Consider the following 11,696-nt stretch of genomic DNA (forward strand, 5'->3'; position numbering starts at 1 on the left):
TGGAATGGGAAATCCTGACCTCGTTGCGGCGCTTAGCAAGAGACTGCGGCAGAAGCACATACGGGGTCGACGACACTCACAGCACCCGGCAGTGTCGGCATTGTCGACCGGGTGCCGACGCCTTAAAATCATCCCTACATTCGGTTGTGGGCCAGTCAAACGCCCGCGCCAGAGCCGTGAGGCCCCGCCCGCCAGCGAACAAGGAAGCCAGACGATATGAAATTTCATGTGGAAAAGGACGTCTTCTCCGATGCGGTCACGTGGACGGCTAAAAGCCTGCCCAGCCGTCCCTCGGTACCGGTGCTCGCCGGTTGCCGTCTCGAGGTGACCGAAGGACAACTGACCATCTCTGGTTTCGACTACGAAATCTCCACCCGCGTTTCGGTGGACGTTACCGGTGAAGAACCCGGCGTCGCTTTGGTGAGCGGGAAGCTGCTGGCCGAGATCGTCAAGGCCCTTCCCGGCAAGCCGGTGGAGTTCACTGCGGACGGCCCGCATGCGGAACTGACCTGTGGGTCGGCTCGCTTTACGCTTCCAACCATGCCGGTCGAGGATTACCCGGCCCTCCCCGAGATGCCGGAGGCCGTCGGAACGATTTCGCCCGCCGGGTTCGCCAAGGCCGTTGGACAGACGGCCGTCGCGGCGGGTAAGGACGAGACCCTCCCGACGATGACCGGGGTACAGCTGGAGCTGACCGATGGTCAGATCTCCTTCCTTGCCACGGACCGCTATCGTATGGCCATTCGCGACGCCGAATGGGAACCCAGTGCCGACGATCTCAACGTCAACGTTTTGGTTCCCGCCAAAGCCCTGTCCGACACCGCGCGCACCTTCGCGGGTATGTCCGGCCCGGTCACCCTGGCCGTACCACAAGGGGAAGGTTCCCCCGGAATGATCGGTTTCGAAGCCGGCGGCCGGCAGACGACCTCCCGCGTTCTGGACGGCCAGCTCCCCCCGCTGCGTACTCTGATCGCGACGAATTTCAGCACGGTTCTGCGGGTGAGCACGGCCGAGCTCACCGAAGTCGCCAAACGTGTGGCTCTGGTCAGCGATAAGACCTCCCCGATTCGCCTCAGCTTCGACGAGGACGGACTGACGGTGGAGGCCGGTGGGGCCGAAGACGCCAATGCCTCCGAAACCATGGACTGCCGCCTGGACGGGGACTCCGGACGTATTTCCTTCAATCCCGCGTACCTGCTCGACGGATTGGGAGCCATCGACTCTCCCGTGGCGGCCTTCCAGATGAACGAGGCCGGTAAGCCCGTCGTTCTCGCCGGGGAAGCCGAACCCGACGCCGATGAGGAAGAGCAGGACAAGTACGCCGGCTACCTCTACATGCTGCAGCCGCTGCGTTGGGACGCTTAGGACTTACCCGTCCGCAACCTTCGGTCGGAGTATCTGCTGGGAACCGTAAACGGCATCGACGGTGAGCTTCCCGGAATCGTGGGAAAAACCGGTTCGCCCGTGAAACTCTGTGAGAGTAGGTTTTTCAAGAACTCATTCGAATTCTCACCGCACTCTGACGTTGCTGGGGATTCGAATGAGTAGGTAGTCACTCCGAAGGAGAGTTTCATGCAACTTGGCATGATCGGCCTCGGGAAAATGGGCGGCAATATGAAAAAGCGCCTAGAGGACCGGGGCCACGAGGTGATCGGATACGACCGTGATCCCGATATCAGCGATTCTCGAGATCTCGCCGATTTGATATCGCGACTGGAGGCTCCCCGAGCGGTGTGGGTAATGGTTCCGGCGGGCGAGGCGACGCGATCCACGATTGAACAGCTGGGGGATCTGCTGTCGGACGGTGATGTCGTCGTTGACGGGGGAAATTCCCGCTTCTCCGACGATCAGCCCCACGCCGAACTTTTGGCGAAACGGAACATCGGCTTCGTGGACGCCGGAGTCAGCGGCGGCGTCTGGGGCCTGGCAAACGGCTACGCCCTCATGGTCGGGGGCGCTACCAATCATGTGCGGCATCTCATGCCGATCTTCGACGCCCTGAAACCCGAAGGGGAATACGGCTTCGTGCACGCGGGAGGAGTCGGTGCCGGTCACTACGCCAAGATGGTGCACAACGGTATTGAATACGGAATGATGCAGGCGTACGCCGAGGGGTATGCGCTCATGGAAGCTTCTGAGGCCGTCACCGACGTTCCAGCGGTGGTCAAATCCTGGCGCGATGGAACGGTGATCCGTTCCTGGCTTCTTGACCTGCTTGACCGCGCGTTGGAAGACGATCCCGAGCTTAACGAGCTCCGCGGCTGGGTCGACGATTCCGGTGAAGGGCGCTGGACGGTCGAGGAGGCGATACGGCTGCGAGTGGCACTACCGGCGATCACCGAGTCTCTTTTCGCGCGATACACCTCGCGTGATCCGGATTCCGACACCATGAAGGCCGTGGCGGCACTGCGGCAGCAGTTCGGCGGGCATGCGGTGAAGCCCGAATGACCAAGGTGGGTTGTCGGGTTGTCCGACACCGCGGCAACCCACTCTCGCTTCGCGCCGCACGTAGCGTGGACGGTCTCACGGTACAATCGAGTCGTGCATGTGGCTCAACTGGAACTGACGGATTTTCGCTCTTGGTCGCACGCGCATATCCAATTCGAGCAGGGACCGAACCTGCTCATCGGGCCAAACGGCCACGGTAAGACGAATCTGGTCGAATCCCTGATTTATCTGTCCTCGCTGCGTTCCCACCGAGTATCGTCGGACGCTCCGCTTGTGCGGGCCGGACAGGAAGCGGCCCTGATCCGCAGCGAGATTCTCCATGACGGGCGACGCCTTCGGGCCGACCTGGCACTGATTCCGGGCAAAACGAATCAAGCCCGCCTCAACGGTTCCAAACTTCCCCGACCCCGAGATCTGCTGGGCGCCCTTCGCGCGGTGTCCTTCGCCCCCGAAGACCTTGCACTCGTACGCGGTGAACCGGCGGTTCGTCGCCGTTTTCTGGATGAGGCCGTCACGGCGCGGCAGCCGCGTCTGGCCGCCACCCGTTCGGACTACGATCGGGTGTTGAAACAGCGCAATACCTTGTTGCGTTCGGTTTACCTGGCGAAGAAGACCTCCTCGACGGGCCCCGGGGAAAACGATCTGGCCACGCTCGATGCTTGGGATTCGCATCTGGCGATGTTGGGCGCCGACCTCATGGCCGCCCGTTTGGCGGTGGTGGACGATTCGGTCGAACCGATGGGAAAGGCCCACGCCAATATCGCCGAAGGACGCGGGGATCTGTCCCTGGGGTATCGCTGCTCGATTCCCACTGGTACCACGGAGGCCACCTCCGAAGGGGATTTGCCCCGTTCCCAGGAGGAGTTGACGCGGCTGTTGTCCGAAGCGCTCCGTAACGCTCGATCGGCGGATTTGGAACGTGGGACCACCACGGTAGGGCCGCACCGCGACGACCTGGACTTGAGTCTGGGTCCCCTGCCGGTCAAGGGCTATGCTTCGCACGGGGAATCGTGGTCGGTGGCTCTGGCTCTACGTTTGGGAATCTTCGAGCTGCTGTCGGCCGACGGGGTCGCCCCGGTACTCATCCTGGACGACGTCTTCGCCGAATTGGACGAACGCCGTCGTCGCAGACTCGCCGAGTACGCTCAAGAGGCTCCGCAGACCCTGGTGACCTGTGCGGTATCCTCGGACGTTCCAGCGGACTTGAGTGGAACGCGCTTCAACGTCTGGGAGGACAGGGTTCAACGTGGTGAAACGTAATTTCGGGGAGTATGAGGGTTCGCCTCGTTTCGCCGCACCGCGTTCGCGGCAGAACTGGTCCAAAGCGCGTCGTTCGCGCCGAGCGGCGGCCCGGCAATGGTCGGGTGCCCACCCGGACGACCGTGATCCCCAATCGTTGAAAAACGTGCTGGATCAGCTGTCGCGTAAGCGCGGCTGGCGGCGTCAGGTTGCCGATCACACCGTATTCGGGCGCTGGGAATCGATCGTCGGCCCGGATATCGCCCGCCACTGCCGTCCGGAGCGACTGGAGAACGGTCGCTTGACCGTGGTGGCGGAGTCGAGCGCGTGGGCGACGCAGTTGCGATTGATCTCGAAACGCCTGTACCGTTCAATTGTCGCGGAAGTCGGGTCCACAGTGGTTCGCGAGCTCAACATTCAGGGGCCGGCCGGGCAGCGTCCCTCATACGGGCCACGCCGGGTCCGCAACCGGTGAACGACCGGAAGAGCGAACCTGGTATTTACAACCTCACAGGTTGCTTTCTCAGCTTTAGGTAACTCGCCCGCGTGGACCCCCTTGTGGCTCCGGGAATTAATGCGTCAATGACAACATTGGGCGGCTCTAAAGACTCAAAGTATGATTCGGTGGGGTATCATTGAGCAAGCATTGAAATTCCATGTGTCTTATATCCCACACGCTCGGTGTCGTACCTGTGGATCAGACTGGGGTATTCGAGTCATTCGTGATTCACACCGTGTGTTGGTCCGCAATACATAAAACAGAAGGAGTGGCCGGTGGCGGCTAAGAAAGACGAAGGCTATAGCTCTAGCTCATTGACCGTTCTCGAAGGTCTGGAAGCCGTGCGGAAGCGCCCCGGTATGTACATCGGGTCCACCGGTGAGCGGGGCCTGCACCACCTCATTTCGGAAGTCGTGGACAACTCGGTCGATGAAGCGCTGGCCGGGTATTGCACCGATATATCGGTTACCCTCACAGCCGACGGCGGAGTGCGCATCGTCGACAACGGACGCGGTTTCCCCGTGGACGAGCACCCTAAATTGAAAAAGCCCGGTGTCGAGGTGGCACTGACCGTGCTGCACGCCGGCGGTAAGTTCGATTCGCAGACCTACGCCGTTTCCGGTGGTCTGCACGGTGTGGGTGTATCGGTCGTCAACGCCCTCTCCACCGGTGTCGACGTTGAGATCAAACGCGACGGCTACGTGTGGCGTCAGAGCTATAAGAACGCCGTTCCCAGCCCACTCGATCGCGGAGAGAAAACCTCTGAGACGGGTACGGCCTTGACGTTCTGGCCCGATGACACCATTTTCGAGACCGTCGAATTCGACTACAAGACCATCTATCGGCGTCTCCAGGAAACGGCCTTTTTGAACAAGGGCCTCAGCTTGACGCTTCGTGACGAGCGACCCGAAAACTTCGACGACGAAGGTCAGCCGCGCGAAGTGGTGTTCCATTACGCCGAGGGCATCGCGGACTTCGTGCGTCACATCAATGCCACCAAAACTCCCATCCACGAACACGTCATCTACTTCACGGCCGAAGAAGACGGTCAGAGCGTGGAGCTGGCGATGCAGTGGAACGAGTCGTACGGAGAGTCGGTGCACTCCTTCGCCAATACGGTGAACACCAAGGAGGGCGGTACTCACGAGGAAGGGTTCCGGATCGCACTCACCAGTGCGATTAACCGTTACGGCCTGGAAAAGAAGATTCTGAAGACGGATAAGGATCGCCTCACGGGTGAGGATATTCGCGAAGGTCTGGCGGCCATTATTTCGGTGAAACTGCGCGAACCTCAGTTCGAGGGGCAAACCAAGACCAAGCTCGGCAATACCGAAGCGCGTTCGTTCGTGCAGAAGATCTGCAACGAGTGGCTCCCCGACTGGTTGGATCGCCACCCGAAGGAAGCCAAGGTCATCATTCAGAAGTCCGCTTCCGCCGCTCAGGCGCGTAAGGCCGCGCAGCAGGCCCGGAAGCTGGCCCGCCGGAAGAGCTTCCTGGAATCCTCATCGATGCCCGGTAAGCTGTCCGACTGCCAATCCACCAATCCCGCCGAATGCGAGATGTTCATTGTGGAGGGTGATTCGGCCGGTGGTTCGGCCAAGCAGGGCCGTAACCCGCGTACCCAGGCGATCATGCCTATTCGCGGTAAGATCCTCAACGTAGAGAAGGCCCGCCTGGACAAGGTGTTGAAGAACAATGAAGTCCAGGCCATGATCACCGCTCTGGGGACGGGGGTCCAGGAGGACTTCGATATCGAGAAGCTGCGGTATCACAAGATCATCCTCATGTCGGACGCCGATGTCGACGGTCACCACATCAATACGCTGCTTTTGACCTTGCTGTTCCGATTTATGCGTCCCTTGTTGGAAAACGGACACGTGTACATGAGCCAGCCGCCGCTGTACAAGATCAAGTGGAACAAGAAGGGTGACGTGGTCTCCTACGTCTTCTCGGACGCCGAACGCGACCGGGTGGTCGAAGAGGGGATCGCCCAAGGCAAGGCCGACCCGCGTAAGAGTGATGGTGTGCAACGGTACAAGGGTCTCGGGGAAATGAACTACACCGAGCTGTGGGAGACCACGATGGACCCGAACAACCGGAAGCTGCTGCAGGTGAAGTTGGACGACGCGGCGATCGCCGACGAACTGTTCAGCGTCCTGATGGGCGAAGACGTCGAAAGTCGTCGTAATTTCATCCAGCAGAACGCCAAGGACGTGCGATTCCTCGACATTTAAGACATTTCCGGGAAGTCGACCGGCCGTCGACTTCCGAGGGTGGCCATCAATCTGATCGAACTTCAAGGAAATAACCGTGCCAGAGACCACGAATAACGAATCCGCGATTCCCACCGGCGGAGTTGTCGAACCCGTTGGTATTGAAGAGGAGATGCAGCGCGCCTATCTCGACTACGCCATGAGCGTCATCGTCGGTCGCGCGCTACCCGATGTCCGGGACGGGCTCAAGCCGGTCCACCGCAAGATCCTCTACGCTATGTACGACAGCGGGTACCGTCCCGATCGCGGTTATGTCAAATGTTCCCGCGTCATCGGTGACGTCATGGGGCAGTTCCACCCCCACGGTGATACCGCCATCTACGACACGCTCGTGCGTATGGCTCAACCGTGGTCGCTACGCTATCCCCTGATCGACGGGCAGGGCAACTTCGGGTCGCCGGGTAACGACCCCGCGGCCGCGCACCGTTACACCGAAAGTCGGCTCGAGCCGTTGTCGATGGAAATGCTGCGCGACATCGACGAGGACAGCGTCGACTTCGAGCCGAACTACGACGGCAAGGCCACCGAACCGACGATTCTGCCTGCGCGTATTCCGCAGTTGCTGGTCAACGGTTCTGAGGGGATCGCGGTCGGAATGGCGACCAAGATCCCGCCGCACAACCTTCGTGAGGTCGCCAACGCCGTTTTCTGGTGTCTGGAACACCCCGACGCCGACGAGGAGACGACCCTCGAAGAGGTCATGAAGCTCATTACCGGACCGGACTTCCCCACGGGGGCGACGATCCTGGGGCGGAGCGCCATCGAGCAGGCCTACCGCACCGGACGCGGGTCGATCAAGATGCGTGCCGTGGTCGAGGTGGAAGAGGACACCAAGGGACGGGCTCAGCTGGTCGTCACCGAACTTCCCTTCCAAGTCAACCCCGATAACTTGGCCGAACGTATGGCGCAGCTGGTCAAGGACGGCAAGATCGAGGGCATTGCCGACATTCGCGACGAGTCCTCCGGACGTACCGGCATGCGGCTCATAGTCGTGCTCAAACGCGACGCCGTTCCGAAGGTCGTACTCAATAACCTCTACAAACAGACCCAGTTGCAGGACACGTTCGGTGCCAACCTGCTGGCCCTCGTGGACGGAGTGCCCCGCACACTGAACCTCGCTCAGATGGTGCGTCTGTATGTCAACCACCAGATCGAGGTCATTCAACGCCGGACCCGTTACCGCCTGCGGAAAGCGGAGGAGCGGGCCCACATCCTGCGCGGTCTGTCCAAGGCTCTGGACATGCTCGACGAGACGATCAACCTCATTCGACGGGCACCGTCGGCAGAGGAATCCAAAGCCGGACTGATGAACCTGCTGGACGTCGACGAGATTCAGGCCGTCGCCATCCTGGACATGCAGTTGCGCCGGCTGGCGGCTCTGGAACGTCAGAAGATCTTGGACGAGTTGAGCGACATTGAAACCAAGATCGCCGATCTGGAGGACATTCTGGCCCGTCCCGAGCGGCAGCGCGACATCGTCAAGGCGGAGCTGCAGGACGTCGTCAAGAAGTGGGGAGACGAGCGTCGGACGCACGTCGTTCCCGATTCCGGTGAGGTGTCGATCGAGGACTTGATCGCCCGCGAAGACATCATTGTCACCATCACCCACGGCGGTTACGTCAAGCGCACCAAGGTCGATTCCTTCCGGTCGCAGAAGCGTGGCGGTAAAGGCGTGCAGGGTGCACAGCTGAAGCAGGACGACATCGTCAGCCACTTCTTCACCTGCACCACCCACGACTGGCTGCTCTTCTTCACCAACAAGGGGCGGGTATACCGTGCCAAGGCCTATGAGCTGCCGGAAGCGAGTCGGACCGCTCGGGGCCAGCATGTCGCCAATGTTCTGGCCTTCCATCCGGACGAGACGATCGCCCAGGTCATCCACATTCGGGGATACGATGAAGCGCCGTATTTGGTTTTGGCCACCAAGAACGGGCTGGTCAAGAAGAGCAAGCTCACTGATTTCGACTCCCCGCGCAGCGGCGGCATCGTCGGAATCAACCTGCGTGACGGAGATGAACTGGTCGGTGCGGCACTGATTCACGAGTCCACCGATCTCCTCCTGGTGTCGCGTAAGGCCCAGTCGATTCGGTTCACCGCCTCGGATGAATCTCTGCGACCCATGGGACGGGCGACGTCGGGCGTCATCGGCATGCGGTTTGTGGGCGACGACGAGTTGCTGACCATGATGGTGGTTCGTGACAACGTTGACATCCTGGTGGCGACGACGCGTGGCTATGCCAAGCGGACTCCGGTCGAGTCCTATCCGCAACAGGGCCGCGGCGGTAAAGGGGTTCTAACCGCTAAGATTACTGAGAAACGTGGTGACCTTGTGGGGGCGCTGGCGGTGACCTTGGAAGATGAGCTCTTTGCCATTACGTCCAATGGCGGAGTCATCAGAACACCTGTGGAACCCGTGCGCCAAACCACCGACCGTAATACCATGGGGGTCAAACTCATCGATCTTCCCGACGATGTGTCGCTGTTGGCGGTCACCAAGAGCGCTGAAGAACCAGACGACGGGCAGGAAGAAGAACAATAGACCATGACGGACGCGAGAGCAACCGCCGGTACCGAGCGCGAGGAAGAGCGCCCGGTCGGTGCGGAGTCGCAGCAGGCTCCCGAGGAAAAAGCAACATCTGACAACTCAACCGATGACTCAGTCGGCGAGGTGACGGATACCGAGGAGAGCGCTGTCGGAGGCGCGTCCGCGAGTGACGGCGACTCCGCCACGCCGCCCCATCAGGGTGTTGACGCGGTGGAGTCGTTCGCACCGGAGGATTCTTCGTCATCGGACGGCGGGTCCACGCATGTGCCGGACGAGACGGTGACCTTCAACCGGCCGGAAGGAATGACTCCGCCGCCCACGGAACCGGAGGAACCGGCACCAGGGGCCGTTCCACCTGCCGGGCCGACGTCGTCGGCCCGGGTAGCGGATGCCGTTCGGGCCGCCCGAGCGGCCGTTTCCCAAGCGACCGGGCGTGGGCCGCGGAGGGCCCGTTTGCGGGTCAAGCGGGTCGATCCCTGGTCGGTCATGAAATTCTCCTTCGCGCTGTCGGTCGTGATGTTCATCGTCATCGTGGTGGCGACGACCGTCCTGTACATCACTCTCGATGCGATGGGCGTTTTCGCGACTATTAACGACATGATTTCGACGTTCATGTCGACCAGTGGGACGGATGAGGAGTCCGATCCCTTCCGAGTGACGGCCAAGGGCGTTATCGGAGTGGCCGCCGTGCTGGGCGTGGTGAACATGGTGTTGTTTACGGCCTTGGCGACGCTGGGGGCCTTTATTTACAACGTATGTTCGGATTTGGTCGGCGGAATTGAAGTCACGCTGGCGGAAAAGGACTGACGCTGAGAGGCGTCGCGGGCCGGGGTCAGCCGTTGAAGGGCTTCCCGGCCCGTTTTCTATGGGACAGGCACGGGTGGAACAGAAGGGCGACCGTGACGACGGTCCCTTTTATGCGATCCCCGCTGTCGAGCCGCGCGTGCGGTCATGTATTCTCTTTTATGTTGCTGAGGGCGATGTGAGCCCGTAGGGGCGTATAGCTCAGGCGGTTAGAGCGCAGAGCTGATAACTCTGAGGTCCCTGGTTCGAGTCCAGGTACGCCCACCAGCTAATAACCCAGTTCAACGGGGTGGTTCCACCTCAAGTTGGACTGGGTTTTTTATTTTGTTTCGGGTCGTTAATCCTGTGTCCCGAATCCGTGGTGACTGTCTTCTATCCCAATGTGTCTGGTGTATGGCTCGAGGGTCCTCCGTCGTATACCTGACGTGCCCGCGCCGCGGTTCACCATGCCAGACCTCGCGGCGTGTGACGGCGTTAAGGGCGAGCGTCGCTGGATCCGGGGCTCCTCAGGACGTATTCCGGGCCCCAGCGGGGAGGAGTGGACGACCTCATAGGTGCCAATCGGCGGTCCAGGTGGCCGGCAATTCTACGAGCTGGATTTCCGTCCTTGACAGTGAAGTATCTCTATGTAAATCTAAGACCGATTGATCTGATTGACGCGCCTTCACGTGAAAGACGAATAACCATGGACAGCAAGTACGTGCTTACGTCGGTTTGTTGCCGCGACTGCATGACCTCGATAGCGAACTCCGTGTCCGCCATCGACGGTGTTGAGTCGGCGCACATTGATCGCCCTACCAACACCCTTACGGTATCCTCTAAGACGGAAATAACCCGTGCGCAGGTTTCGGCAGCGTTGGATCAAGTCGGCCCCCGTATGCAAGAATGCTCGTGACGACCCGAGACCGGCTTCTCTGGCTCGTCAAAGTCGAATACGGTTAAGGCGGCATAGACCCCTCCGAAATATCCGCAAGACAGTCTCCAGTGGCCGCAAATACCGCAGATTTACGGTGGCGTGGAACATGTCATCGGGCAGTGGGCCCTCCTGCCGTATTAATGGCGGCACCTCGTTCTTTCCAGCTTTCGACGACCATTCCCGAACTTTCTGGAGCAATGTTCGGATATAGGTGTGGTATTCCAGTCGCGTTGACCGCTTCCCACGGTTGCGGGGTTACAGAGGTCCTTAATCCTGCCAAAATCAGATCAACTCCTAGGGTGTGTAAAACCGGAAAGGCCCCGGATACTTGCCGAAGATGATTACCATGGACACGCCGAATCGGCTTCTCGGTATTCTCAGCGACGCTCAATGTGGCAGTGAGATCACGTCCCAGGCTGCGAAGCTTGTTGAGAGGGTCTGATTCGGTTCGTTATGCTTGAGTAAACGTGCGATGAGGCTCTTGGTGACACGGTTTGTCTCCGCTGCTCAGTCGTCATCGTTACATCTTATTTTTGTTGAGGAGACTTACGTAAAATGTGGAAAAAACTGCTGGTAGTCGCTAGCGCAGCGACCGTCGCATTCGTGGTGGCCAAGAAAGTCAAAACCATCAACGAGGAGCGCGCTCTGTGGCACGAGGCCACCACCTCTCCAGAGGAGATTTACTAGCAAACACCAGTTGTGCAACTCACTTTCGTCTAGGTGGCCGACCGCGTCAGGATTGTTTTAGGCCATACTTGACGGAGTGGGTTGATCGTGCGATGCGCAATCTAAATGGATTTGCATATGCAACGCAGGCCATGAGGCTTGCACATCGCAGTTGAACGGGGCCATAGCTCAATTGGCAGAGCGCCGCTTTTGCAAGGCGGAGGTTAGGAGTTCGATTCTCCTTGGCTCCACCAGGAAATAGAGCCGCCTAACAGATTCTGTTGGGCGGCTCTCAGACCAAATTGG

9 protein-coding genes and 2 tRNA genes are annotated in these 11,696 nt (G+C 60.0%); all 11 read left to right on the forward strand.

The window, feature by feature from the left end; translation table 11 throughout:
* The first annotated feature begins 216 nt into the window (after positions 1-216).
* The 11 genes from dnaN (at position 217) to HALAL_RS0105705 (ending at position 11,644) form a co-directional block, all read left to right on the forward strand.
* The gene (dnaN, locus tag HALAL_RS0105655) at positions 217-1,365 is read left to right on the forward strand and encodes a DNA polymerase III subunit beta (protein ID WP_025273073.1); all 1,149 of its coding nucleotides are present in this window, start codon (positions 217-219) and stop codon (positions 1,363-1,365) included.
* Between the two features lie 207 nt (positions 1,366-1,572).
* Positions 1,573-2,448 carry a phosphogluconate dehydrogenase (NAD(+)-dependent, decarboxylating) gene (gnd, locus tag HALAL_RS0105660; protein ID WP_025273074.1) on the forward strand — a complete coding sequence of 292 codons (876 nt, stop codon included), beginning with the start codon at positions 1,573-1,575 and terminating at the stop codon, positions 2,446-2,448.
* A 93-nt stretch (positions 2,449-2,541) separates the two neighbouring features.
* Positions 2,542-3,708 (forward strand): DNA replication/repair protein RecF, encoded by a 1,167-nt coding sequence (gene recF, locus HALAL_RS0105665; RefSeq protein ID WP_025273075.1) that lies wholly within the window; start codon positions 2,542-2,544, stop codon positions 3,706-3,708.
* Positions 3,695-4,162 (forward strand): DciA family protein, encoded by a 468-nt coding sequence (locus tag HALAL_RS0105670; RefSeq protein ID WP_169732409.1) that lies wholly within the window; start codon positions 3,695-3,697, stop codon positions 4,160-4,162. Before recF ends, HALAL_RS0105670 begins: the two co-directional genes overlap by 14 nt.
* Before the next feature lie 299 nt (positions 4,163-4,461).
* On the forward strand, positions 4,462-6,420 hold the full coding sequence (gene gyrB / locus HALAL_RS0105675) for a DNA topoisomerase (ATP-hydrolyzing) subunit B (RefSeq protein ID WP_025273077.1): 1,959 nt from the start codon (positions 4,462-4,464) through the stop codon (positions 6,418-6,420).
* Positions 6,421-6,496: 76 nt separating this feature from the next.
* On the forward strand, positions 6,497-8,998 hold the full coding sequence (gene gyrA / locus HALAL_RS0105680; RefSeq protein ID WP_025273078.1) for a DNA gyrase subunit A: 2,502 nt from the start codon (positions 6,497-6,499) through the stop codon (positions 8,996-8,998).
* A gap of 3 nt (positions 8,999-9,001) precedes the next feature.
* Positions 9,002-9,811 carry a DUF3566 domain-containing protein gene (locus tag HALAL_RS19450; protein WP_025273079.1) on the forward strand — a complete coding sequence of 270 codons (810 nt, stop codon included), beginning with the start codon at positions 9,002-9,004 and terminating at the stop codon, positions 9,809-9,811.
* A gap of 187 nt (positions 9,812-9,998) precedes the next feature.
* A tRNA-Ile gene (locus HALAL_RS0105690) sits at positions 9,999-10,075 on the forward strand.
* A gap of 463 nt (positions 10,076-10,538) precedes the next feature.
* Positions 10,539-10,703, forward strand: coding sequence for a hypothetical protein (locus HALAL_RS19455; protein WP_425402656.1), 165 nt, complete (start codon positions 10,539-10,541; stop codon positions 10,701-10,703).
* Positions 10,704-11,279: 576 nt separating this feature from the next.
* Positions 11,280-11,411 (forward strand): DLW-39 family protein, encoded by a 132-nt coding sequence (locus HALAL_RS18890; RefSeq protein ID WP_211240432.1) that lies wholly within the window; start codon positions 11,280-11,282, stop codon positions 11,409-11,411.
* Positions 11,412-11,568: 157 nt separating this feature from the next.
* Positions 11,569-11,644 (forward strand) — tRNA-Ala (locus HALAL_RS0105705).
* Positions 11,645-11,696 lie beyond the last annotated feature (52 nt).

This window comes from Haloglycomyces albus DSM 45210, from assembly GCF_000527155.1.
In the GTDB taxonomy this organism is placed as follows: domain Bacteria; phylum Actinomycetota; class Actinomycetes; order Mycobacteriales; family Micromonosporaceae; genus Haloglycomyces; species Haloglycomyces albus.